Below are 24,768 nucleotides of genomic sequence, written 5' to 3'. Positions count from 1 at the left end.
CCACGGAAGGCTTTCGTCCCAGTTTCAAGGGATGGAAGTCTTTTTTGCGTTTTTACAAAAAATCATTACACATTAAGATTTTAAAATAGGAGGACTATGTATGGCACAGACAGAAGCGATGACTGAGATTAAGCAGCAAGCATTAGTTGATATTAATGAAGCTCAAAATGAAAAAGAATTACAAGATGTAAAAGTTAAATATTTAGGTAAAAAAGGTTCAGTTACTGGTTTAATGAAACATATGAAAGATTTATCGAATGAAGAAAAACCAGCCTATGGTCAACAAGTGAATGAAGTGAGACAAGCCATTGAAGGTGAAATTGAATCACGTCATGAACTTTTAGCGCATGAACAATTAGAACAACAATTAAAAGAAGAACAAATTGATGTTACATTACCTGGCCGTAAAATTTCGATAGGCTCTAAACACCCTTTAACAAGAACGATTGAAGAGATTGAAGATTTATTCTTAGGTTTAGGTTACGAAATTGTTGATGGTTTTGAAGTAGAGAAAGATTACTATAACTTTGAAGCGCTAAACTTACCTAAATCACATCCTGCAAGAGACATGCAAGATAGCTTTTATATTACAGATGAAATATTAATGCGTACACACACGTCTCCTGTTCAAGCAAGAACGATGGAGGAACGCAATGGCCAAGGTCCTGTGAAAATTTTATGCCCTGGTAAAGTTTATCGACGCGATTCTGATGATGCAACGCACAGTCATCAATTTACTCAAATTGAAGGTTTAGTTGTAGATGAAAATATTAAAATGAGCGATTTGAAAGGTACATTAGAATTATTAGCTAAACAATTATTTGGTGAAGAGAGAGAAATTAGACTACGTCCAAGTTACTTCCCATTCACTGAACCTTCTGTAGAAGTAGATGTTTCATGTTTCAAATGTAAAGGTGAAGGCTGTAATGTTTGTAAGGAAACTGGTTGGATAGAAATTCTAGGAGCTGGTATGGTGCATCCTAATGTGTTAGAGATGGCAGGTTTTGATTCAAATAAATATACTGGCTTTGCATTTGGTATGGGTCCTGATCGAATTGCAATGTTGAAATATGGTATTGAGGATATACGTCATTTCTATACAAATGATGTACGTTTCTTAGATCAATTTAAAGCTGTAGAAGATAGAGGTGAAAAGTAATGTTTATTTCAAAAGAATGGTTAGAAAGTTATGTAGATATTAATGAACCAGTTAATGTACTTGCAGAAAGAATTACACGTACTGGTATTGAAGTAGATGATATTGTAGATTATACAAAAGAAATCAAGAACTTAGTTGTCGGATACGTACAATCTAAAGCGCCTCATCCAGATGCTGACAAGCTAAATATATGTTTAGTAGACATTGGTGAAGCAGAACCGGTTCAAATCGTGTGTGGTGCTCCTAATGTTGATGCTGGTCAGACTGTCATTGTAGCAACAGTAGGTGGCAGATTACCTGGTGGCATAAAAATTAAACGTGCTAAATTACGTGGAGAACGTTCAGAGGGTATGATTTGTTCCCTTCAAGAAATTGGTGTGCCAAGCAATCTTGTCCCTAAAAACTTTGAAGATGGTATTTATGTCTTTTCGTCTGAAGTGACTCCAGGTACAGACGCTATGACTGCGCTATATTTAAATGACCAAGTGATGGAATTTGATTTAACACCAAATAGAGCTGACGCATTAAGTATGATTGGTACAGCTTATGAAACTGCAGCGTTATACAATGTGTCAATGAAGAAACCAGAAACAAATAGTAATGAAATTTCTGAACAAACGTCAGATGAAATCAGCGTGAACATTCAAAATAAAGATAAAGTAGCATATTACAGTGCAAGAGTAGTAAATGGTCTAACAATCGCGCCTTCTCCAGAGTGGATGCAAATGCGTTTAATCAAAGCAGGCATTCGCCCAATCAATAACGTCGTAGATATATCAAACTATGTACTTTTAGAATACGGACAACCACTACACATGTTTGATAAAGATCAAATAGGTTCAAGTCAAATAGAAGTACGTCAAGCTCATACTGATGAAAAAATGACTACTTTAGATGATCAAGAAAGAATATTGAAAGACAGTGATATTGTTATTACAAACGGCACAAATCCAATAGCAATAGCTGGTGTAATGGGCGGCGATTTCTCAGAAGTGACTGAATCAACAACGAATGTTGTGATTGAAGGTGCGATTTTTGACCCTGTTTCTATTAGACATACGTCAAGAAGATTAAACTTAAGAAGTGAAGCCTCTAGTCGTTTTGAAAAAGGTATTGCGACAGAATTTGTAGATGAAGCGGTAGATAGAGCGTGTTATTTACTACAAACTTATGCAGGCGGTTCAGTAACACAAGGTCGTGTGGCAGAAGGCGATTTAGGTCAATTTGTTACTCCAATTGAAATTTCTATTGATAAAGTAAATACTACAGTAGGTTTTGAACTATCAGCGGAAGAAATTGAAGCGATTTTTGTACAATTAGGATTTGAAACAACTAGAAATGAAGATATCTTAACTGTTATGGTGCCGTCTCGTCGTAAAGACATTACAATAAAAGAAGACTTAATTGAAGAAATTGCACGTATGTATGGTTATGATGAAATCCCATCAACATTACCTGTGTTTGAGGAAGTAACACATGGTGCTTTAACGGATAGACAAGGTAAGTCTCGTGTCGTGAAAGCAACACTAGAAGGTGCTGGTTTAAGTCAAGCAATAAATTATTCATTGGTAGACAAACAAAGAGCAAAAGATTTCGCACTACAAGAACGCGCTACAATTGATTTATTAATGCCGATGAGTGAGGCGCATGCTACTTTGCGACAAAGTTTGATACCTCATTTAATCGATGCAGTTTCTTATAACGTCGCACGTAAAAATAATAATGTGCGCTTGTATGAACTAGGACGTGTATTCTTTGGTAATGGCGAAAGTGAATTACCAGATGAAGTTGAATATCTAAGTGGCATCTTAACAGGTGATTACACAGTTAATGCTTGGCAAGGTAAGAAAGAAGAAGTTGATTTCTTTGTTGCCAAAGGTATCGTAGATCGCATTGCCGAAAAACTGGATATCCAATTTGACTATGAATCTGGAGAAATTGATGGCTTACATCCTGGTAGAACAGCTATGGTTAAATTAAACGATGAAATCATTGGTTTTGTTGGTGAATTACATCCTCAAGTTGAAAAAGAAAATGACTTAAAACGCACATACGTTTTTGAATTAAATTATGAGAAATTGATGGCTGTCTCAGTTGGATATATTAATTATCAACCAATCCCTAGATTCCCAGGTGTATCAAGAGATATTGCTTTAGTTATCAACCGTACAATACCTTCAGCTAAATTAGTGAAAGTCATTGAAAATCATGGTGGAGAAATTTTACAAAAAGCCGAAGTATTTGATGTTTATGAAGGCGAACACATTGCTGAAGATGAGAAATCAATTGCAATTCGTTTAGCTTATTTAGATACACAACAAACACTTACAGATGACAAAGTAAATGCAGTACATGAAGACATCTTAGCTGCTTTACAAGCAGAAGGTGCAACAATTAGATAAAATAGTGTAATTTAAAAACCTTGGTAGACCATTATTATGGGATGTCAAGGTTTTTATGCTAAAGTTATAATATTAATAGTGAATTTAGTTGCTAACGATGTTTCTTTTGTACTAATTTTTCTGCTTTTGAACGGTTAGCAAAATGCTTTTTAGTAATAGAGTCTAGATAGTCAATGCCTTTACGATCAATGATTTTAGCTGCTGCAAGGTCGACTTTATTGCTAGCTCCTTTCGGAATCTCTGTTTTAGCAGAACGCGAGAGACTATCCATATTTTTAACAAAGGCATAACGTGAAATAATACTGGCTGCCGCAATTGCTATAGATTTAGATTCACCTTTTGTTTCGAATTTTGTTTTAGTACTGAAGGGTAAATCGGTTAGAGCATAGCGTTTATATACACCAGCCTCAGCAAATTGATCAATGACAATATAGTCTAATGCATCAGTATCTATCTTTTGTGTTACATTTTTGATTGCTTCGTTATGTAATACTGCTTTCATTTTAACTTGTGACCAGCCAGATTTTTGTTTTTCGTTATATTTTTCATTGTGCATAGTTAACAAAGAATGAGGGATAAAAGTTACAAGTTGTTCAGCTAATTCAACGATTTTTGCATCAGTCAATTTCTTAGAATCATCAACGCCAAGCGTTTTTAATACTTGTACATTCTTTTTGGAAACATAAGCAGCACATACAGTAAGTGGACCGAAATAATCGCCACTGCCTGCTTCATCACTACCAATACATTGATAATTGTTATATCGAATAGTTTTATTAGTGCTAGAAGTTTTTTTAACTGAATTCGTTTTAGATTGTGCAGGTTTAGCTGTATTAGGTAAGAGTTGAGATGCTATATTATCTGCATCTTTACCTTGAAACATGACTTTATTTGAATTGTAAATTGAAATTGAAGTGCTTTTATATTTGGTTTTGCCTTTCATTCCTTGAGAAACATTCGATGTATCAAATTGAATTTTAGACATTAATTGCTGGATTTCTTGATTTGTTAATTTAAGTACAACATTTGTCATGTTTTTTGGCCTCACTTTATATGGATTACTAATATTTATATTTCAACAATGAATATCATATCACAAGTATAAATAACCGAGCTACTAGTGAAAGCACCATCTATTAAAAGTTTATGTAGAGGCGTTTTCATTTACATTGTCAAAAATGTTATAAATAACAAATATTTCAAATATTACAAATCACACCTCTTACAAAATAATATTTTGTCGTGTATAATGGTTCGTAATAAATAGTATAAATTACTAAATTAAACACTTAAAAGAATCAATTAGAGAATGAATTCGGAAATATAAACAAAAGTCAGGAGTTATTATATGGGAGAGTTTAAAAATCGGATTAACGTCACTATAAATGATCAGCGTTATACAATTGTCGGAGAGGACAACCCTGAACATATCCGTTATGTAGCACATCTCGTCGATGAAAGGATTAAAGAACTAGGTAGTAAGAGTGCAGGCTTAGACACGACAAGAAAAGCAATATTAACAGCAGTAAACATTATGCATGAAAAAGTACAATTAGAAGAGGAAAATCATCGTCTGCAACAAGAAATAAAACAACTGAAAAACAGTGATGAATAATGATTTTTGATATATTAATTGTAATTGTTTTTATTTACATAGGAATGATTGGATTTAGAAGAGGTGTATGGTTTAGTGCATTACATCTAGGTGCTACGTTGTTTTCATTATGGGTAGCGCAACGATTTTATTTGCAAATATCTCAACGATTGGAATTATTTATACCTTTTCCTAAAACACAAGCTTACGATTTGAATTATGCTTTTCAATTTGATAACCTACAACAGCGATTCGACCACATTATTGCATTTTTAATCGTAGCGACAATTACCAAGATAATTTGTTATGGGGTTATTGTTGTCTTTGATAAGGTTATTCAATACCGAGGGCTCAATTTAATAAGTCGATTTATTGGTATGTTAATGGGAATAATATCTTCAATTATTATCTGCACAACATTATTGTATAGTGCAGCACTTTATCCATTAGAATTCATACAACAGCAACTTTCAAGCTCGATTATTGCAGAATATATGTTATTACATACACCTTATGTATCGACGTTTGTATTAAACATATAGCTAGCATAATTTTCGTAAAATATATAGATTTTTAAAATACAGGAGGTCAGGGCATAACCAATTTACTGATGAACGCATAACAGTAATCTGTCTTGACCTTTTTTTATGGAGTGAAAGTAATGACAAAAAAAGATATTATTCAATTATTAGAAAAAATAGCTACTTATATGGAATTAAAAGGTGAAAACACATTTAAAGTTTCAGCTTATAGAAAAGCAGCTCAAAGTCTTGAAATAGATGAACGTCCACTTGATCAAATAGAGGATGTCACAGAGTTAAAAGGTATTGGTAAAGGTGTAGGAGACGTAATTAAAGAATATCAACAAGAAGGAATTTCTTCGACATTAGAGTCACTACAAGAAGAAGTACCAGAAGGGCTAATCCCTTTACTGAAAATACAGGGATTAGGTAGCAAGAAAATAGCGAAACTTTATAAAGAATTAAATATAGACGGTAAAGAAGCATTACAAAAAGCTTGTGAAGCTGGTGAAGTGAGTGAATTAAGCGGCTTTGCTAAAAAAACGGAACAAAATATCTTAGAGGCAGTTAAAGCGCTTGGTGCGAAAAAAGATAAATACCCTATTGATCAAATGCGAGGCTTAAACATTGAAATTAATGAACATTTATCCTCAATTGAAGGTATCGAACAATACGAAGTTGCTGGTAGTTATAGAAGATTTAAAGAAATGAGTAAAGATTTAGACTATATTATAAGTACAAATGAACCAACTAAAGTACAACAGGCATTACTTGATATACCTAATAAAGTTAAAGAAGTAGCTGTTGGACAAACAAAAGTATCATTAGAAGTAACTTATGATGATGAAACAATAGGTGTAGATTTCAGATTAATCGAACCCTCAGCTTTCTATCACACACTACAGCATTTCACTGGTTCTAAAGATCATAATATTCGTATTCGTCAGTTAGCTAAAGAAAAAGATGAAAAAGTGAGTGAATATGGCATTGAACAAGCAAATGGCGAATTGCTGCAATATCAAAGTGAAAAAGAAATTTATGATCATTTCGGTGTGAAATGGATTGACCCAGCAATGCGTGAAGATGGAAGCGAGTTTGATAAGGACCTGTCAGAAATTATAAAATTAGATGACATTAATGGTGATATTCATATGCATACGACGTATAGTGATGGTGCATTCAGTATTGAAGAGATGATAGAAGCTAACATTGCTAAAGGCCATCAATTCATGGTGATTACAGATCACTCTCAAAGCTTAAAAGTTGCCAATGGTTTGTCAGTTGAGCGCCTATTACGCCAAAATGAAGAGATCAAAGCCTTGAATAATAAATATGAAGAAATTGATATTTACTCAGGTATTGAAATGGACATACTTCCTGATGGCCGTTTAGACTATGACGATGAAGTATTGGCGCAATTAGATTATGTTATTGCAGCAATACATCAAAGTTTTAACCAATCGCAGGAAGACATTATGAAACGCTTAGAAAACGCATGTCGCAATCCATATGTTAGACATATTGCACATCCAACTGGTCGTATTATTGGTAAACGCCCAGGTTATGAACCAGATATTGATAGATTATGTGAGATTGCCGAAGAGACAAACACGATTTTAGAAATTAATGCAAACCCTAAACGGTTAGATCTAAATGCCGAAACAGTTAAAAAACATCCGAATGTTAAATTAACTATTAATACGGATGCCCATCATGTAGATCATCTTGAATTCATGAAGTACGGTGTGGCGACTGCACAAAAAGGGTTTGTAAAAAAAGACAGAGTAATCAATACGATGTCACGAGAGGCGTTTAAATCGCTTATAGAAAATAACATTAAATTGAAGAAATAGAGGGATTATATGAGACAGAAATCATTAAATGTCCTGGAATTCGACAAAATAAAAGTACTTGTAGAGAATGAAACAATAAGTGATTTAGGTAAAGAAAAAGTTGTAGCGATGACTCCAGCAACTGATTTCAATACTGTCGAATTTCAAATGAATGAAACAGATGAAATAGCTCAAATCTATAATAAGCATCGCATGCCAAGTTTAAGTGGTTTAGCAAAAATATCTTCATTTATTCATAGAGCGACAATTGGTGGCGTACTCAATGTTAGCGAATTAAATGTAATTAAACGCTTAGTACAAATACAAAATCAATATAAAACATTTTATAATAGTTTGTTGAACGAAGAAGAAGAAATTAATTACCCAATTCTAAACGATAGAATGGAACAACTCCCTGTGTTATCAGACTTGTATCAAAATATACATCAAAAATGTGATGCTTATGATTTATTTGATGATGCTAGTTACGAATTACAAGGTATTAGAAGTAAGATTTCTAAAACAACGCAACGCATAAAACAAAATTTAGATAAAATTGTAAAGCATCAAGGCAACCAGAAAAAACTTTCTGATGCAATTGTGACAGTACGTAACGATCGTAATGTTATACCAGTAAAAGCTGAGTATCGTCAAGATTTTAACGGGATTGTGCATGATCAATCAGCTTCTGGTCAAACATTGTATATAGAACCTTCCTCAATTGTAGAAATGAGTAATCAAATTAGTAGTTTCCGTAACGATGAAGCTGTAGAGCGTGAACGTATATTGACTGAACTAACTGTACAGGTTGCTGAAGAAGCAGACGCTTGTTTGATTTCAGAATCTATTATGGGTCAAATTGATTTTTTAACAGCTAAAGCACGTTATGCAAGATCAATTAAAGGTACGAAACCAGAATTTACTACGGATAGAACTGTTTATCTACCAAAAGCATTTCATCCTTTGCTAGATAGAACCTCTGTTGTGGCGAATACGATTGAATTTGCTCAAGATATAGAAACTGTGATTATAACGGGACCAAATACGGGTGGTAAAACGGTAACGCTCAAGACACTGGGATTAATTATTGCTATGGCTCAATCAGGCATGTTAATTCCTACACTTGATGGCAGTAAATTAAGTATTTTTGAAAATGTGTATTGTGACATTGGTGACGAACAATCCATTGAGCAGTCTTTATCAACGTTTTCTTCTCATATGAAAAATATTGTAGAAATACTTCAAGACGCTACTAAAAATAGTTTGATTTTATTTGATGAATTAGGTGCAGGGACAGACCCAAGTGAAGGGGCTGCATTAGCAATGAGCATATTAGATCATGTACATGAAATTGGTTCACTTGTAATGGCTACGACACACTATCCTGAATTAAAAGCATATAGCTATAATAGGAAAGGCGTGATGAATGCCAGTGTCGAATTTGATGTTAATACATTAAGTCCGACTTATAAATTATTAATGGGTGTTCCTGGACGATCAAACGCGTTTGATATTTCTAAAAAATTAGGACTTAATATGAAAGTGATTCAAAAAGCCAAATCAATGATTGGGCAAGATGAACAAGAAATTAATGAAATGATTGCCTCATTAGAACATAATTCTAAACGTGTTGACGAACAACGTATTGAATTAGATCAGCTAGTAAGAGAAGCACAAGAAGCGCGTGATGCACTTGCTAAACAGTATGCGCAATATCAAAATTATGAAAAACAACTTTTAAGTGAAGCGAAAGAAAAAGCGAATCAACGTGTGAAATCGGCTACGAAAGAAGCAGATGACATTCTTAAAGAGTTACGTGATCTTAGAGATAAAAAAGGTGCTGATGTTAAAGAGCATGAGTTAATTGATAAGAAGAAACAGCTTGAAGACCAGTACGAAGCTAAATCACTGAAACAAAATGTTCAAAAGCAAAAATGGGACGAGATTAAAGCTGGAGATGAAGTAAAAGTACTGACGTATGGTCAAAAAGGTGATGTGTTAGAGTTAATAGGTGATAAAGAAGCGGTAGTACAGATGGGTATCATAAAAATGAAATTACCATTAGAAGATTTAGAGAAAACGAAGAAAACCCAAGAAACACCTACCAAGATGATTAAACGAGAAAACCGACAAAGTATTAAAATGGAACTTGATTTACGTGGTTATCGATATGATGAAGCAATGGTAGCTGTTGATCAATATTTAGACCAAGCAGTGTTGAGTAATTATGAACAAGTCTATATTATTCATGGTAAAGGTACAGGTGCTTTACAAAAAGGTGTGCAAAAACATTTAAAACGACATAAAAGTGTGTCATCATATAGAAACGGAATGCCAAGCGAAGGTGGATTTGGCGTTACCGTGGCAGAATTAAAATAAGCGTGAGCAAGAAATATGCAGAATGATATAAAGTCTGTTATAATTTCTTCATCATTTGAAATTTAAGGAGGATTGGCAGTTATGGCAATCGTAAAAGCAACAGATTCAAACTTTGATGAAAATATCAAATCAGGTGTAAATTTAGTAGATTTTTGGGCAACATGGTGTGGCCCTTGTAAGATGATTGCTCCAGTATTAGAAGAATTAGCTGGTGACTATGATGGCAAAGCTAATATTTTAAAACTTGATGTAGATGAAAATCCATCAACAGCTGCTAAATTTGAAGTTATGAGTATCCCAACTTTAATCGTATTTAAAGATGGCGAACCAGTAGATAAAGTAGTAGGTTTCCAACCTAAAGAAAACTTAGCAGAAGTAATCGAGAAACATTTATAGTAAATCACTAGCAAAGCTGGGACATTAATTTATTTAATGTCCCAGTTTTCAATTTATTAGCGTTTCAATAGATTGTTTAATGCGTCGGTACTATTTATAATAGATTGTAGGTAATATTTAACAACTCAAATAATGAGATGTATATATGATTAAAAATTATTAACTAAAACATGATGTATATTTACTTTCATGTCGTTGTATTATATAGATTTAAAGGAAATATGAAGTGAAAGGAGGAGACATTAACGTGGAGACGTATCAAGAACAAATCAAACAGAAACTCACAGTTGTACCAACTGAACCAGGTTGTTATTTGATGAAAGATCGTAATGACCAAATTATTTATGTCGGTAAGGCGAAGAAATTAAGAAACAGATTAAGGTCTTATTTTACTGGAGCTCACGATGCAAAGACAACACGTTTAGTTGGAGAGATTCGAAATTTTGAGTTTATTGTCACGTCTAGTGAGACTGAATCACTGTTATTGGAGCTTAACCTTATCAAACAATATCAACCAAGATATAATATTTTATTAAAAGACGATAAAAGTTATCCTTTTATTAAAATTACTAAAGAAAAATATCCGCGGTTAATTGTTACAAGAACAGTTAAAAAGGGTACCGGCAAGTATTTTGGCCCTTATCCTAATGCTTATTCTGCGCAAGAGACAAAAAAATTACTTGATCGTATTTATCCATTTAGAAAATGTGATAAAATGCCTGACAAATTGTGTTTATACTATCACATTGGTCAATGCCTCGGCCCATGTGTCTATCCAGTTGAATTAGAAAAATATGCAGAAATGACCAAAGAGGTTTCAGATTTCTTAAATGGTGAAGATAAAACGATTTTGCATAATTTAGAACAAAATATGAAAGATGCGAGTGAAACGTTAGATTTTGAAAGAGCAAAAGAGTATAGAGATTTAATTCAGCATATTCATAATTTAACTAAAAAACAAAAAATCACAACTTCAGACTATACAATAAGAGATGTTTTTGGATATAGCGTATCTAAAGGTTGGATGTGTATTCAAGTATTTTTCGTTCGCCAAGGTAATATGATTAAACGTGATGCAACAATGATACCGATACAACAAACAGAAGAAGAAGAATTCTATACTTTTATCGGTCAATTTTATGATTTGAATCAACACTTGTTACCTAAAGAAGTGCACATTCCGCAACATTTAGATAAAGGAATGGTTGGTTCAGTCGTAGATACAAAAATTGTCCAACCTATGAAAGGAAAAAAGAAAGAATTGGTAGATTTAGCGAATCATAATGCTGAAGTAACGCTTGAAAATAAATTCGAGTTAATCGCAAAAGACGAGTCCCGAACAGTTAAAGCAATTGAAGAGCTTGGTGACCGTATGGGCATTCAAACACCAATTAGAATTGAAGCGTTTGATAATTCTAATATACAAGGTGTCAATCCAGTTTCCGCTATGGTCTCGTTTATTGATGGTAAACCAAATAAAAAAGGATATCGAAAATATAAAATTAAAACAGTAGATGGGCCAGATGATTATAAATCAATGCGTGAAGTGGTACGTAGGCGCTATACGCGCGTCCTAAATGAAGGCGCACCATTGCCAGATTTAATTATTGTAGATGGTGGTAAAGGGCATATGAGTGGTGTAATAGATGTGCTTGAGAATGAATTAGGATTAGATATCCCTGTTTCTGGCCTTCGTAAAAATGATAAGCATCAAACGTCAGAGATATTATATGGAGAAAGTGCTGAAATCGTTCCGCTCAAAAAAAACAGCCAAGCATTTTATCTGTTACAAAGGATACAAGATGAAGTGCATAGATTTGCTATTACTTTTCATAGACAAACACGCCAAAAAACAGGTTTGCAATCAGTATTAGATACAGTAGATGGTATTGGTGCCAAGCGTAAAACGAAATTGTTGCGAACGTTTGGTTCAATTAAAAAAATGAAAGAAGCAAGTATTGATGATTTGAAAGCATCAGGCTTACCACAAAATGTAGCCCAAAATTTACATCAAGCCTTATACAATAAAAAATAAAATGTTTATGGCATGAGAATCATTCTCATGCCCAAATTGTTTTTAATTAGTGTTACAATAGCAAATAAGAGGAATTCTTTTTTTAAAAGTATGTGGAAGCGTTTTCTAATTGAGAAAAATTATCATTTGAAATCAAACCTTTTAAACATTGAGTAATATTCAATTAAGGATTCGCTTAAATGTTTAGAATTATACGGCATAATATTATATTGCAACAAACATATAATATTATAATTTAGTGTTGTACGTTTGTTTTCGAAAGAAATTATGTAATCGCTTTATATATTTCTAAGAAAGAATTTCAAAAAAATCAACTGTTTCACAGGGGGGAACTTCCTTTTGGCATACTCGAAAAATCAATTCTATTTAAGACGTTTACATTCTTTACTTGGTGTCATACCTATAGGTGGATTTTTAATTTTCCATTTACTCGTAAACCACCAAGCAACGAAAGGTGCAGAAGCATTTAACCAAGCGGCTGGATTCATTGAATCTTTACCTTTCTTAATTGTATTGGAATTTGTATTGATTTACATTCCGATTCTGTATCACGCAGTTTATGGTGTACATATTGCCTTTACGGCAAAAGAGAACGTAGGGCATTACTCAGCTTTTAGAAACTGGATGTTCCTACTACAACGTATAACAGGTGTTATCACTTTTGTGTTTGTTGCTATTCATGTATGGCAAACACGTATTCAACGTGCGTTAGGTCATGAAGTAAATTTCGACATGGTACATGACATTGTAACTAACCCATTTTGGTTGGTTTTCTATATTGTCTGTTTATTAGCTGTTACATTCCACTTTGCGAATGGTTTATGGTCATTCTTAGTAACATGGGGTGTATTACAATCACAAAAATCACAACAAATTTTCACATGGGTTTCATTAGTGGTATTTATCGTAGTTTCATACATTGGTATAAGTGCTATTCTTGCGTTTTTATAAGATAAAAAATAAGTTTCAGATTTATATTTAGGGGAGTGACAATTTATGGCAGAGAAGAAAGTTATTGTTGTCGGTGGAGGACTTGCCGGTCTAATGTCAACAATTAAAGCAGCAGAACAAGGAGCGCATGTCGACTTGTTCTCACTTGTTCCTGTTAAACGTTCACACTCTGTGTGCGCACAAGGTGGAATCAACGGAGCAGTAAATACAAAAGGTGAAGGCGACTCGCCTGCAGTTCACTTAGACGATACAATATATGGTGGAGATTTCTTAGCAAACCAACCACCAGTTCAAGCAATGACAGATGCAGCACCTAAGATCATTCATTTACTAGACCGTATGGGTGTAATGTTCAATAGAACAAATGAAGGTTTATTAGACTTTAGACGTTTTGGTGGAACAATGCATCACAGAACAGCATACGCTGGTGCAACAACTGGTCAACAGCTACTATACGCTTTAGATGAACAAGTTCGTAGTTTTGAAGTAGATGGTTTAGTTACTAAATACGAAGGCTGGGAATTCTTAGGTATAGTTAAAGATGATGACAACATGGCAAGAGGTATCGTTGCTCAAAACGTGACGACATCTGGTATTGAATCATTTGGTTCTGATGCAGTTATCATGGCTACAGGCGGTCCAGGTATTATCTTTGGTAAGACAACGAACTCAATGATTAACACAGGTTCAGCAGCATCAATTGTTTATCAACAAGGTGCAATGTATGCAAATGGTGAATTTATTCAAATCCATCCAACAGCAATTCCTGGTGATGATAAACTTAGATTAATGAGTGAATCTGCGCGTGGTGAAGGTGGACGTATTTGGACTTATAAAGATGGTAAACCTTGGTACTTCTTAGAAGAGAAATACCCAGACTACGGTAACCTTGTACCACGTGACGTTGCTACCCGTGAAATCTTTGACGTCTGCGTAAACCAAAAATTAGGTATCAACGGTGAAAACATGGTTTACCTTGATTTATCACATAAAGATCCACATGAATTAGATGTAAAATTAGGTGGTATCATTGAGATTTATGAGAAATTCACAGGTGATGATCCTCGTAAAGTACCAATGAAAATCTTCCCTGCAGTGCATTACTCAATGGGCGGGCTATATGTAGATTACGATCAAATGACAAATATCAAAGGCTTGTTCGCAGCTGGAGAATGTGATTATTCACAACATGGTGGTAACCGTTTAGGTGCCAACTCACTATTGTCAGCAATTTATGGTGGTACAGTTGCAGGTCCAAATGCTATTGAATATATTTCTAACATTGAAACTTCTTACGCTGACTTAGATGATAGTATCTTTGAAAAACGTGTAAAAGAAGAACAAGAGAAATTTGATAAATTACTCAATATGCAAGGTTCAGAAAATGCGTACAAATTGCATAGAGAGCTCGGAGAAGTTATGACAGCTAACGTAACCGTTGTTCGTGAAAATAAAACTTTATTAGAAACTGATAAAAAGATTTTAGAATTAATGGAGCGTTATAACAATATTGATATTGAAGATACTCAAACTTGGAGTAACCAAGCAGTATTCTTCACTCGTCAATTATGGAACATGCTTGTACTTGCCCGTGTAATTACAATCGGTGCATACAACCGAAATGAATCTCGTGGTGCACATTACAAACCAGAATTCCCTGATAGAAATGATGAAGAATGGTTAAAAACTACTTTAGCAACATATCAAGGAAAAACAGAAGCGCCTAAATTCACTTACGAAGATGTTGATATAAGCTTAATTCCACCTCGTAAACGAGACTACTCTACGACGTCTAAAGGAGGTAAATAATTATGGCAGATACAAAAGAAGTAAATGAAACGGCAGCGCAAGAAGAACAAAACCAACAACCAAGCCAAAAATCAATCAAATTAATTATTAAACGTCAAGATACAGAAGAATCAAAACCTTATGAGGAAGAGTTTGAAATTCCTTATAGAGAAAACTTAAACGTTATAGCATGTTTAATGGAAATCAGACGTAACCCAATTAACAGTAAAGGTGAAAAAACAACACCTGTAATCTGGGATATGAACTGTTTAGAAGAAGTGTGTGGTGCTTGTTCAATGGTGATTAACGGACAAGCAAGACAATCATGTTCTGCAATTGTTGATCAATTAGAACAACCAATTAAATTAGAACCAATGAGTACTTTCCCAGTTATTCGTGACTTACAAGTTGACCGTACTAGAATGTTCGATAACTTGAAACGTATGAAAGCTTGGGTTCCAATTGATGGTACTTACGATTTAGGTCCTGGACCTCGTATGCCTGAGAAAAAACGTCAAACAGCTTATGAATTATCAAAATGTATGACATGTGGTGTATGTTTAGAAGTTTGTCCTAACGTTACAAGTAGTAATGATTTCGTTGGTGCACAAGCAATCTCACAAGTTAGATTATTTAATTTACACCCAACAGGCTCAATGACAAAAGATGAGCGTCTTGAAGCCTTAATGGGTGGCGGTGGACTACAAGCATGTGGTAACTCTCAAAACTGTGTCAATGCATGTCCTAAAGGTATTCCTTTAACAACATCGATTGCAGCATTAAATAGAGAAACATCATTCCATATGTTTAAATCATTCTTTGGTTCAGATCACCAAGTCAATTAATAGCGTATAATATAAACAAAAGACTTAACATCTATTTAAAACAGATGTTAAGTCTTTTTATTTTGAAAATCTTCAGATTTTAAAGGAACATGAGATATGGCTAGAGTCTTTTATCGCTCATTTTTATTGTTTTACTAGGTGTCATAATTTGCTAATTGGTATAATTATATATGTATAGCAAAAAATAATATTGTATTTCAGTCTTGATAAATGATTTTGAAAACAAGGCTGTGCTACAATAAAGGACAAGCAAATGAATAAGGATGTAATTGAATATGGAGAAACCAATTGGTGTAATAGACTCGGGTGTCGGTGGGTTAACAGTAGCAAAAGAAATCATGCGCCAACTACCTCACGAAACAATTTATTATTTGGGTGATATTAAACGTTGCCCTTATGGCCCGAGAGAAGGCGCAGAAGTTAGGAAATTCACAACAGAATTAGCTGAAAAGCTGATGGAATTTGATATAAAAATGCTTGTTATTGCTTGTAATACTGCGACGGCAGTTGCTTTAAAATATTTACAAAAATTATTAGCTATACCAGTCATTGGTGTCATTGAGCCTGGTGCGAGAACAGCAATAATGACAACGAAAAATAATGATGTTTTAATCTTAGGTACAGAAGGTACAATTAAATCTGAGGCTTATAGATATCACATTAAAAACATTAATCCTAATGTAGAAGTTTCTGGTATCGCATGTCCTGGCTTTGTTCCTTTAGTTGAAGAAATGCGTTATAAAGATCCTACAATAACTAGTATTATCGTGCATCAAACATTGAAACATTGGAGAAATAGTAATGCAGATACTGTTATATTAGGTTGTACGCATTATCCTTTACTTTATCAGCCAATAAACGATTATTTTGGTGGCGAAAAAGTGGTGATTTCTTCTGGTTTAGAGACAGCACGTGAAGTAAGCGCATTATTAACATTTAGTAATGAACATGCTGCTTATACAGCTCACCCAGAACATAGGTTTTTTGCTACGGGTGAAACAGAGCATATCGAACGTATAATAGAAGAATGGTTAAATATGGAAACAAAAGTAGAAAAAATAGAAGTATAGAAAGAGGGAACATAATAGTGGAGGATATTGTAATTGCATCAAATAATAAAGGTAAGATAAATGATTTTAAAGTTATTTTTCCAGATTTTAATGTCATTAGCATTTCTGAAATTATTGAAGATTTTGATGTGGAAGAAACTGGTGATACTTTTGAAGCCAATGCAAAATTAAAATCAGAAGCAGCGGCAAAAGCATTAAACAAACGTGTGATTGCAGACGATAGTGGACTCGAAGTATTTACTTTAAATGGAGAGCCGGGTGTTTATTCAGCTCGATATGCTGGCACGGCTAAAGATGATGATGCTAATATTGAAAAAGTCCTTTCCAAATTAGGTGGGTCAACAAATCGTAGTGCGCAGTTCGTATGTGTAATTAGCATGAGTGCGCCTAATGAAGAAACAGTTCAATTTAAAGGCACAGTCCAAGGAGAAATTACATTAAATAAAATCGGTGAAAATGGGTTTGGTTACGATCCGATATTTTATATAGATGACAAAAATAAAACAATGGCTCAACTCACTGTTGAAGAAAAAAGCGAAATAAGTCATAGGGGTAGAGCAATAGAGAAGTTACAACATTATTTAGAAGGTGATGCTTAATGACAAAATGGATTATAGTCAGTGATAATCACACTGAACAGGGCGTGCTTTTTGATGTTATCAATCATCATGAAGATGCAGATGTTGCATTGCATTTAGGTGATTCTGAATTTGCTTATGATGATAGTGAACTCAGTCATTTTCATAGAGTAAAAGGAAATACAGATTTTTCTCCAGAATTTCCAAACGAAGAAAAAATAGAAAAAAATGGCATTCATGCTTTCTCCACGCATGGTCATTTATATAGCGTTAATCGTACAAGAATGAAATTAGCTGAAAAAGCTACAGCGTTAGGTTGTGAATTTGCTTTTTATGGCCATACACACGTGGCAAAATATGAAAATATTGGTGGCGTTCATGTTATTAATCCTGGTAGTATTTCACAATCACGAAGCCGAGTTGAAGAAACTTATGCAGAATTATTGATCAATGAAGAAGACCAAAGCGCAAAATTAAATTTTCGTAATCGAAATCACGATATAATTGATAGTGAAACATTTAGTATATAATATGAGTAGTGCATATTCGAGTCATTATGGGTATGCGCTTCTATATATTATTAAAATGGATAAATAATTAATATGGCAGTTTCAGCGGTTGTTTTAAATTAAATTTCAAAAATAGTATGAAAATAAGATAAAAGGTTTATTATAGTGAAAAATCATATTTATTTTTAATGCTCGGAGTATTGCTTTATTAGGCTAAGTTAGATATAATTATTCTTGTGTTCAAAAAGATTATGTCCTGGTAGCTCAGTTGGATAGAGCAATGGCCTTCTAAGCCATCGGTCGGGGGTTCGAATCCCTCCCAGGACACTAAAGCAGTAAAACTACATACCTTTTAAAACTAAGAACCCTGTAACGACGGGGTTCTTTTTTTGAATCTTATACTTATCAGCTTGAAATATTTTGATTATAACGTAGTGAAAAAAGATCATTAAAAGTAATGGTCAGGAGATTAAAAATTATAGTAAAATAAGAGCGAGCAACTTGGATAGATGGTGGCTAATCTCATTATAAATGGGGTGATGCCTATGAAATGTGGTTTGACTCCTAGAAAGGAGTAACATTGACTGATTATGAAATGTTAATGATTGTCATGACAATCATTGGCCTAGTATTAGTTAGTAAAAATGACCATAAAAAATAACCATCTCTAGCTTTGGCGAGTTGTAGATGGTTACTAAATAACTATCAAAGCCACCGTCTTTTTAACGGGCTCATTGGGGCGATACACGTATGGTGTGTTGCCCTTTTTCTATATATAAATTAACACAACATATAAATATTATCAAATGTTTAAGTCGGCATATTGTGTCGGCTTTTTATTATGAGGAGGAAAAGAATATGGATGTAAAAGTAACAGTAATCGTAAGAGTATTAAGTTTAATTTTGGTGTTAGTGAACCAGTGGTTGTCAAATAAAGAAGTGAGTCCTATTCCAGTGGATGAGTCAACACTAATGACTATCGCAGTCGCATTAATCACGATGTGGAAAGATAACCCATTTACAGATGCAGCTAAGGGTTCTTTTTTTAAATCTTATACTTATCAGCTTGAAATATTTTGATTATAACGTAGTGAAAAAAGGTCATTAAAAGTAATGGTTATGAGATTAAAAATTATAGTAAAATAAGAGCGAGCAAGTTGGATAGATGGTGGCTAATCTCAGTATAAAGTGAGGTGGTGCTTATGAAAGTGCCGTTAAAATCTTTAGAAAGGAGATGCCTTGTGTGGTTTCAATTGTAGAAGTGCTTCACTTAATGTTAGGTTTCGGTACGTTCATCGTTACCTTGTTAGGTTTAGTTATTACAATTGTCAAATTAAACCATAAAAAATAACCTTCTATTCGCTTTGGCTGGCAGTAGAAGGTTATACTATAACTAGATACAGAGGCCACCGTCTTTTTAAGGGGCTCAGTTGGGCGATACACGTATGGTGTGTTGCCCTTTTTCTATCTATAAATTACCACAATATAAAAATATTATCAAATTCTATAGGTCGACAAAAGTAATAGTATGTAGAAAAATATAGTGAAATAAGAGCGAGTAAATTGGATAGATGGTGGCTAACCTCAGTATAAAGTAAAGTGATGCTTATGAAAGTACCGTTAACAACTTTAGAAAGGAGACGCCTTTTGTGGTTTCAATTGTAGAAGCGCTACACTCAATGTTAGGTTTCGGTACGTTCATCGTTACCTTGTTAGGTTTAGTTATTACAATTGTTAAATTAAACCATAAAAAATAACCATCTCTAACTTTGACCGAGTTTGATGGTTATTTAATCATTTATTAAACGAGGCCACCGTCTTTTTAAGGGGCTCAGTTGGGCGATACACGTATGGTGTGTTGCCCTTTTTCTATCTATAAATAACCACAATATAAATATATTATCTAATTTTTATAAGTCGTCTCATTGTATTGGCTATTTATTATATATAACTAAATAAATCTAAAACATTTGTGTATATGGTATATTAAATATACGGATAATACAATATAATTAAAAAGTTAAGAAAAAAACATTTTTCATAGTTTTTTAAAATAAAATGGGGCGATATAAATAAAGAGAGAATCATTTTACACATATGTTTTACCTGGAATCATTCTGATTATTATAGTGTCTATAATAATATTCATACCAAAAGTTAAATGGTATGAAGGAACGGAAAAAAACCGTTAATAATTGCCCATAGAGGTGCTAGTGGTTATGAACCTGAACATAGTTTCCCAGCGTATGATAAAGCAATTCATGAAATGAATATTGACTATTTGGAATTGGACCTACAAATAACTAAGGACGATAATTTAGTGGTTATGCATGATGAATCAGTAGATAGGACTACAAATGGAAAAGGCAAGGTGGATGACTATACAATTGAAGAACTAAAAAAAATGAAGTTAAAAGATAAGAAAGAGCGAAGTTTGGAGATTCCAACTTTTGATGAGGTTTTAGATCAATATGATAACAATGTTAAATACTATATTGAGTTAAAAAACGCTAAAGATAATCCTAATATGGCACATATTACGGTAGAAAAATTAAAGAATAAAAGGTTATTTAATTCTAAATACATAGTTATACAATCCTTCGATGATAGAGCTTTAAAAACAATTAAAAATGAGGATGAAAACATACCATTGGTTAAATTGATTTATGATAATGAATTAAACAAATTAGACGATAATATGTTAGAAAGTATAAGCAGTTATAGTTATGCAGTTGGAATTTCGCATAAAAAAATAGATCGTGAACTTATAGGAAGTATTGAAAATAATGCTATGCAAGTACACGCATTTACTGTGAACAATGAGAATGACTATAGATTTTTGAAAAAAATAGGAGTGAAAGGATTTTTTACAAATTATGGAGATGATATTGTAAAGTAATAAATAATAATAGACGCTTTAATATGAGAGAAAGATATATTCCAATTATAATTTTCACTAAATTTAATACATGAATGATTAGTATTTTAAAATAATTCCATTTAAAGTGTTGTGTATTACCATTTTATGTTATTTTGAGGTAGTAGTTTTTAAAATATTAATGAATACATAACAAACGATTTTTATACATATTTAAAAAATTAATGAATTATAAAAATAAGTAGGGATTATTTTTTATAAAAAATACTTTAGTAATCATTTATATTATATAATGAATACTAAATAATCTAAAAGGGGAATTAGGAATTGGAAAAATTGCTGTCTATCATTGTACCAGTGTACAACAAGGAATTATTTCTTAATGAATGTATAGAATCAATTGGGGCATTAAATATTGATGAAGATAAAATTGAAGCGATATTTATAGACGATTGTTCTAGCGATAACTCATTAAAAATAATTGAAGGATATAAAAATAAATACAGTTTTTTAAAACTCATTAAATTAGAAGAAAACACGGGTAGTCCTGCTGAACCTAGAAACGTGGGTATTAAAAATGCGAATGGGAAATACATAACTTTTCTTGATGCCGATGATTGGTTAGATTCAATTGGTTTGCCGATGTTGTTAAACCAAGCTGAAGAGAACAATGCCGATGTTGCGTTTGGACATAGTATTAAACATACGGATAAAGCGATTAGCAAATTAGGAAGATTCACTTCGTATAAAGTTGCAAATGATTTAGTGCCATATGAAATTAATAAGATATTTAGAGCAGTTGGGCCACCAGGGAAAATTATTAAAAGAGATATCATTGTTGAGAATAAAATAGAGTTCAAGCATATGAAATTTGGTGAAGATAAATTGTTCTTTATCAATGCTATTTCTAAATGTAAAACAGCTTCTATGAATTCAACGCCTGTTTATCATGTGAATAGATATTCGTATAATCAATCACTTGTAGGTGAAACAAATATTATAGAAAAAACACATTTTAATTTATTGGTACTACAAGAAGTGTTGAAATTGGATATACCTAAGTCTGCAGAATTTCAATCATTGAGTCGACTTGTAGAGGTAGATTTCATTTCTAGATTATTTAATAATAGCAGATTTCTAAAAAGTGAAAATAAAGCCGTATTCTATAATCTATTTCAACAAATGATAGACACTTTAAATGAGCATGATAAAAATGTTGAAGATTATATCATTGGAGATAAATATAAAAACATTTATCAAATGCTTATAAATAAAGAATATGAAAAACTTTTTGACTTTATCGGCATGCTATTAAAAGGTGGAAAGGCAGATAGATATGTGAAAGATAATCAAATTCACTTTTTAATGCCGGAAACTATAAAAGATTATTTACCAATGAAAGAAGAGTTATTTGCTGTTTATGAAGGCACGCATCTTATTGGTAATGAATTAAGAGAAGTTATAAGAGTTTATAAAGCCCCAGAGACTACAATTGATCAAGTGTTACTTACTGAAATTAATTACGAGCTCAATGCAATCGAAGTTGAATTCTCTGAAGATGAGCATCGATTATACGTAAAAACTGAGGATTTAAGTAAGTGCGACTTTGACTTTAACATTAATTTAATTCACGATAAATATAAGAAATATACGATTAACATGAATTTACCTAATGCAACGCAGACGCTCAAACTTAATAGACAAAATTTCAAGTCTGAATTTATTGTGAATGAAAAAAAATCTAGAAAGACAGAAGCGCCTAATAAATATTTCACTTATAATCCAATAACGATTGGCATAGCGAAAAAGGTCAATTTATATAAAGATGTGGAGTTTGAAGAGCGCGCAGATGCTAATGTTGAAATAGGTGAGATAATAGAAATTAAAAACATTGGCTATACTAAAAAGAATACGCCAAGACTCATCACAGTTGATGGATTAGTACTAACAGCTAATCAAAAGTTTATTTATCGTGTTGCTACTAGTAACGCTAATCGATATATTTATGAGAAACCTGAAACAGTGATTATTACAAAAGAATGTAAGGAATATCAAAATAGGGACTTTAGCGGTGAAGCTTTGAAAGAGCTTAAGGTAAATGAAAAAGTAGCTATTCAGAAAGTAGTAGCTTCTTCAAAAGGTACGCCACGACTCAAAACAATGCATGGTACATTTATTACCGCAAATAGAAATTTTGTTAAAGAGGTTTAATTAAAAAAGAACTGTGACTTTATAGATATTGCAAGGAGATTCCAATTTTGGAGTCTCCTTTTTAATTTTTAACTTTATCGATGAAATTACTTTGAAATTCATTGCGTAAGATACTCATATATAAGTCTGTTTCATAATTTCCATTTATATAAGAACCTTCACGATCACTACCCTCAATTATAAAACCTGCATTTTTATAAGACTTTATAGCTCTATAATTATATGATAGGACTCTTAAGTAAACTTTATGCACTTCTAAGTGATTAAAGGCATATTCTAAAATTTGATGTGTTACTTGAGTGCCAATTCCTTTATTCCAAAAATTCGGGTTAAATATGCCTATTGCAAATTTTGCTTTATTATTTGTTTTATCTAAAGATAAACGAGCTTGTCCTATAAATAAAGCGTCATAGTCAATAACCCATTCATATGGGTTATTAATAATTCTAGAAATTAGTAATTTAGCACCAGATTTTTGCTTTTCTGTTTCTACATTCATATCAGAGCCATACATTCTCAAAAGTTCTTCATTAAAAGGGACTGAGAGATAATCTTCAATGTCACTTGTTTGAGCATCCCTAAGACGTATATGGTTATTAATTTTAAGCACTGCTTTCATAATATTCCTCCCAATCTATTAAGATAGTCTGTTGAATTTATTTATATAAGCATACTACAAAGTAATTCTACTTATACATTAATCTTTAAAGTTTCTGATAAAATTAATGATTTTCTAACACGAAATTAATAATACATTAATATTATAAAGTGTTATTTAATTGTACAAAATACAATTGGGAATTCATAACTGTTTTAAACTAGCAATTAAATAACAGATAAAGCAATTTTATGATTAAGTAAGGAATATTAAACAATATAACTAAGGATTATCTTATATTATATATAACAAGCGATACACAAACTAAATTTTTTTATTAAGTATCGTTTTCAACATAGTTTTCAGTCAGAGAAATCTTATTTTATAAGGAGTGTTTATAATGGAAGGTTTATTTGAAGCAATTAAAAATACAGTACAAGCTGGTATTGCAGGAGATGGCATCAAAATTGGAAGTGGCGTTTTAGACATCATTTCTAATGGAGCAGCATTAATTTCTCAAGCATTAGGATTTTAATCTAAGTAGATTTCAAAAAATAATACTTTAAAGGAGATAATCGATATGTCAGATTTATTTAACGCAATAAAAGAAACGGTACAAGCTGGTATTGCAGGAGACGGAGCTAAATTAGGGACAAGCATTGTAGATATCGTATCAAGCAGTGTAGGTCTATTAGGACAATTATTTGGATTCTAGTAAAAATAAATTATAAAACTTATAAACAGAGGAGAGATTTTTTATGACTAAATTAGCAGAAGCTATTGCAAATACTATACAAGCAGCACAATCAGGTAATGGTGTGGAATTAGGGACAAGCATTGTAGATATCGTATCAAGCGGCGCTGGATTATTAGGACAATTGTTTGGATTCTAATTATTAAAATAGAAAGCAGTGGTCAGGGTAACAACCTTGGCCATTTTTTTGTGTGTTCAAAATGTGTATACTGTTATTGTGTGAATATAAACAATAAGTGCATCCAATTATAATAATAAATATGTATAA

24 protein-coding genes and 1 tRNA gene are annotated in these 24,768 nt (G+C 32.8%); 23 read left to right on the top strand and 2 right to left on the bottom strand.

What is annotated here, in order from left to right; translation table 11 throughout:
• Positions 1-100: 100 nt before the first annotated feature.
• Positions 101-1,159: a phenylalanine--tRNA ligase subunit alpha gene (pheS, locus tag PYW44_RS08540; RefSeq protein WP_002512277.1), complete on the top strand. Its 1,059-nt coding sequence runs from the start codon at positions 101-103 to the stop codon at positions 1,157-1,159.
• Positions 1,159-3,561: a phenylalanine--tRNA ligase subunit beta gene (gene pheT, locus PYW44_RS08535; RefSeq protein WP_021338672.1), complete on the top strand. Its 2,403-nt coding sequence runs from the start codon at positions 1,159-1,161 to the stop codon at positions 3,559-3,561. Before pheS ends, pheT begins: the two co-directional genes overlap by 1 nt.
• A gap of 91 nt (positions 3,562-3,652) precedes the next feature.
• Here the strand turns inward: pheT and rnhC are convergent, their stop codons facing one another.
• Entirely contained in the window at positions 3,653-4,594 is a 942-nt protein-coding gene (gene rnhC / locus PYW44_RS08530; RefSeq protein WP_002507966.1) for a ribonuclease HIII, read from the bottom strand.
• 315 nt (positions 4,595-4,909) lie between these two features.
• Between rnhC and zapA the strand changes: the two genes are divergently transcribed.
• The 18 genes from zapA (at position 4,910) to PYW44_RS08440 (ending at position 23,148) form a co-directional block, all read left to right on the top strand.
• Complete coding sequence (gene zapA, locus PYW44_RS08525) at positions 4,910-5,176, top strand: cell division protein ZapA (protein ID WP_002507965.1); 267 nt, start codon at positions 4,910-4,912, stop codon at positions 5,174-5,176.
• Positions 5,176-5,697, top strand: a complete 522-nt coding sequence (locus tag PYW44_RS08520) for a CvpA family protein (RefSeq protein ID WP_002512279.1) — start codon at positions 5,176-5,178, stop codon at positions 5,695-5,697. Before zapA ends, PYW44_RS08520 begins: the two co-directional genes overlap by 1 nt.
• 119 nt (positions 5,698-5,816) lie before the next feature.
• Positions 5,817-7,529, top strand: coding sequence for a DNA polymerase/3'-5' exonuclease PolX (gene polX, locus PYW44_RS08515; RefSeq protein ID WP_021338673.1), 1,713 nt, complete (start codon positions 5,817-5,819; stop codon positions 7,527-7,529).
• A gap of 9 nt (positions 7,530-7,538) precedes the next feature.
• Positions 7,539-9,887, top strand: coding sequence for an endonuclease MutS2 (locus PYW44_RS08510; RefSeq protein WP_021338674.1), 2,349 nt, complete (start codon positions 7,539-7,541; stop codon positions 9,885-9,887).
• An 81-nt stretch (positions 9,888-9,968) separates the two neighbouring features.
• Positions 9,969-10,283 carry a thioredoxin gene (gene trxA, locus PYW44_RS08505; RefSeq protein ID WP_002507961.1) on the top strand — a complete coding sequence of 105 codons (315 nt, stop codon included), beginning with the start codon at positions 9,969-9,971 and terminating at the stop codon, positions 10,281-10,283.
• A gap of 247 nt (positions 10,284-10,530) precedes the next feature.
• Positions 10,531-12,318 (top strand): excinuclease ABC subunit UvrC, encoded by a 1,788-nt coding sequence (gene uvrC, locus PYW44_RS08500; RefSeq protein WP_021338675.1) that lies wholly within the window; start codon positions 10,531-10,533, stop codon positions 12,316-12,318.
• Between the two features lie 339 nt (positions 12,319-12,657).
• Positions 12,658-13,269: a succinate dehydrogenase cytochrome b558 subunit gene (locus PYW44_RS08495; RefSeq protein ID WP_002507959.1), complete on the top strand. Its 612-nt coding sequence runs from the start codon at positions 12,658-12,660 to the stop codon at positions 13,267-13,269.
• A gap of 45 nt (positions 13,270-13,314) precedes the next feature.
• A complete protein-coding gene (gene sdhA / locus PYW44_RS08490; protein ID WP_002507958.1) occupies positions 13,315-15,078 on the top strand; it encodes a succinate dehydrogenase flavoprotein subunit in 1,764 nt (587 codons plus the stop codon).
• A gap of 2 nt (positions 15,079-15,080) precedes the next feature.
• A complete protein-coding gene (gene sdhB, locus PYW44_RS08485) occupies positions 15,081-15,902 on the top strand; it encodes a succinate dehydrogenase iron-sulfur subunit (RefSeq protein WP_002507957.1) in 822 nt (273 codons plus the stop codon).
• A 275-nt stretch (positions 15,903-16,177) separates the two neighbouring features.
• Entirely contained in the window at positions 16,178-16,972 is a 795-nt protein-coding gene (gene racE, locus PYW44_RS08480) for a glutamate racemase (protein WP_002507956.1), read from the top strand.
• Positions 16,973-16,989: 17 nt separating this feature from the next.
• Entirely contained in the window at positions 16,990-17,571 is a 582-nt protein-coding gene (locus PYW44_RS08475) for an XTP/dITP diphosphatase (RefSeq protein ID WP_069812512.1), read from the top strand.
• Positions 17,571-18,080 carry a YfcE family phosphodiesterase gene (locus PYW44_RS08470; protein ID WP_002507954.1) on the top strand — a complete coding sequence of 170 codons (510 nt, stop codon included), beginning with the start codon at positions 17,571-17,573 and terminating at the stop codon, positions 18,078-18,080. Before PYW44_RS08475 ends, PYW44_RS08470 begins: the two co-directional genes overlap by 1 nt.
• A 232-nt stretch (positions 18,081-18,312) precedes the next feature.
• Positions 18,313-18,386: transfer RNA gene (locus tag PYW44_RS08465), tRNA-Arg, on the top strand.
• Between the two features lie 531 nt (positions 18,387-18,917).
• Complete coding sequence (locus tag PYW44_RS08460; RefSeq protein WP_021338679.1) at positions 18,918-19,139, top strand: phage holin; 222 nt, start codon at positions 18,918-18,920, stop codon at positions 19,137-19,139.
• A gap of 163 nt (positions 19,140-19,302) precedes the next feature.
• Positions 19,303-19,410 (top strand): putative holin-like toxin, encoded by a 108-nt coding sequence (locus PYW44_RS08455; protein ID WP_021338680.1) that lies wholly within the window; start codon positions 19,303-19,305, stop codon positions 19,408-19,410.
• Positions 19,411-19,708: 298 nt separating this feature from the next.
• Complete coding sequence (locus PYW44_RS13400; RefSeq protein WP_021338681.1) at positions 19,709-19,816, top strand: putative holin-like toxin; 108 nt, start codon at positions 19,709-19,711, stop codon at positions 19,814-19,816.
• Positions 19,817-20,250: 434 nt separating this feature from the next.
• A complete protein-coding gene (locus PYW44_RS08445) occupies positions 20,251-20,958 on the top strand; it encodes a glycerophosphodiester phosphodiesterase (RefSeq protein ID WP_081329724.1) in 708 nt (235 codons plus the stop codon).
• 306 nt (positions 20,959-21,264) lie between these two features.
• A complete protein-coding gene (locus tag PYW44_RS08440) occupies positions 21,265-23,148 on the top strand; it encodes a glycosyltransferase family 2 protein (RefSeq protein WP_069812506.1) in 1,884 nt (627 codons plus the stop codon).
• Between the two features lie 61 nt (positions 23,149-23,209).
• Here the strand turns inward: PYW44_RS08440 and PYW44_RS08435 are convergent, their stop codons facing one another.
• Complete coding sequence (locus PYW44_RS08435) at positions 23,210-23,767, bottom strand: GNAT family N-acetyltransferase (protein ID WP_021338684.1); 558 nt, start codon at positions 23,765-23,767, stop codon at positions 23,210-23,212.
• Between the two features lie 379 nt (positions 23,768-24,146).
• On the opposite strand from PYW44_RS08435, the gene PYW44_RS08430 reads away from it, so the two are divergent.
• From PYW44_RS08430 to PYW44_RS08420, 3 genes are read left to right on the top strand one after another with little or no spacing between them, the layout of a single operon-like run.
• Complete coding sequence (locus PYW44_RS08430; RefSeq protein WP_002507947.1) at positions 24,147-24,281, top strand: beta-class phenol-soluble modulin; 135 nt, start codon at positions 24,147-24,149, stop codon at positions 24,279-24,281.
• Positions 24,282-24,326: 45 nt separating this feature from the next.
• Positions 24,327-24,461, top strand: a complete 135-nt coding sequence (locus PYW44_RS08425; protein WP_002507946.1) for a beta-class phenol-soluble modulin — start codon at positions 24,327-24,329, stop codon at positions 24,459-24,461.
• A 43-nt stretch (positions 24,462-24,504) separates the two neighbouring features.
• A complete protein-coding gene (locus tag PYW44_RS08420; protein WP_002507945.1) occupies positions 24,505-24,639 on the top strand; it encodes a beta-class phenol-soluble modulin in 135 nt (44 codons plus the stop codon).
• Positions 24,640-24,768: the final 129 nt, after the last annotated feature.

The organism is Staphylococcus equorum, from assembly GCF_029024965.1.
Taxonomy (GTDB): Bacteria; Bacillota; Bacilli; order Staphylococcales; family Staphylococcaceae; genus Staphylococcus; species Staphylococcus equorum.
Note: the sequence above shows the minus strand (reverse complement) of the source record. Positions and strands in the feature narration are given on the sequence as shown.

Bases quoted from the DNA above. Each gene is read 5' to 3' on its own strand.
- pheS (WP_002512277.1), top strand. From the start codon at position 101: ATGGCACAGACAGAAGCGATGACTGAGATTAAGCAGCAAGCATTAGTT.
- pheT (WP_021338672.1), top strand. From the start codon at position 1,159: ATGTTTATTTCAAAAGAATGGTTAGAAAGTTATGTAGATATTAATGAA.
- rnhC (WP_002507966.1), bottom strand. From the start codon at position 4,594: ATGACAAATGTTGTACTTAAATTAACAAATCAAGAAATCCAGCAATTA.
- zapA (WP_002507965.1), top strand. From the start codon at position 4,910: ATGGGAGAGTTTAAAAATCGGATTAACGTCACTATAAATGATCAGCGT.
- PYW44_RS08520 (WP_002512279.1), top strand. From the start codon at position 5,176: ATGATTTTTGATATATTAATTGTAATTGTTTTTATTTACATAGGAATG.
- polX (WP_021338673.1), top strand. From the start codon at position 5,817: ATGACAAAAAAAGATATTATTCAATTATTAGAAAAAATAGCTACTTAT.
- PYW44_RS08510 (WP_021338674.1), top strand. From the start codon at position 7,539: ATGAGACAGAAATCATTAAATGTCCTGGAATTCGACAAAATAAAAGTA.
- trxA (WP_002507961.1), top strand. From the start codon at position 9,969: ATGGCAATCGTAAAAGCAACAGATTCAAACTTTGATGAAAATATCAAA.
- sdhA (WP_002507958.1), top strand. From the start codon at position 13,315: ATGGCAGAGAAGAAAGTTATTGTTGTCGGTGGAGGACTTGCCGGTCTA.
- sdhB (WP_002507957.1), top strand. From the start codon at position 15,081: ATGGCAGATACAAAAGAAGTAAATGAAACGGCAGCGCAAGAAGAACAA.
- racE (WP_002507956.1), top strand. From the start codon at position 16,178: ATGGAGAAACCAATTGGTGTAATAGACTCGGGTGTCGGTGGGTTAACA.
- PYW44_RS08470 (WP_002507954.1), top strand. From the start codon at position 17,571: ATGACAAAATGGATTATAGTCAGTGATAATCACACTGAACAGGGCGTG.
- PYW44_RS08460 (WP_021338679.1), top strand. From the start codon at position 18,918: ATGGATGTAAAAGTAACAGTAATCGTAAGAGTATTAAGTTTAATTTTG.
- PYW44_RS08435 (WP_021338684.1), bottom strand. From the start codon at position 23,767: ATGAAAGCAGTGCTTAAAATTAATAACCATATACGTCTTAGGGATGCT.
- PYW44_RS08430 (WP_002507947.1), top strand. From the start codon at position 24,147: ATGGAAGGTTTATTTGAAGCAATTAAAAATACAGTACAAGCTGGTATT.
- PYW44_RS08425 (WP_002507946.1), top strand. From the start codon at position 24,327: ATGTCAGATTTATTTAACGCAATAAAAGAAACGGTACAAGCTGGTATT.
- PYW44_RS08420 (WP_002507945.1), top strand. From the start codon at position 24,505: ATGACTAAATTAGCAGAAGCTATTGCAAATACTATACAAGCAGCACAA.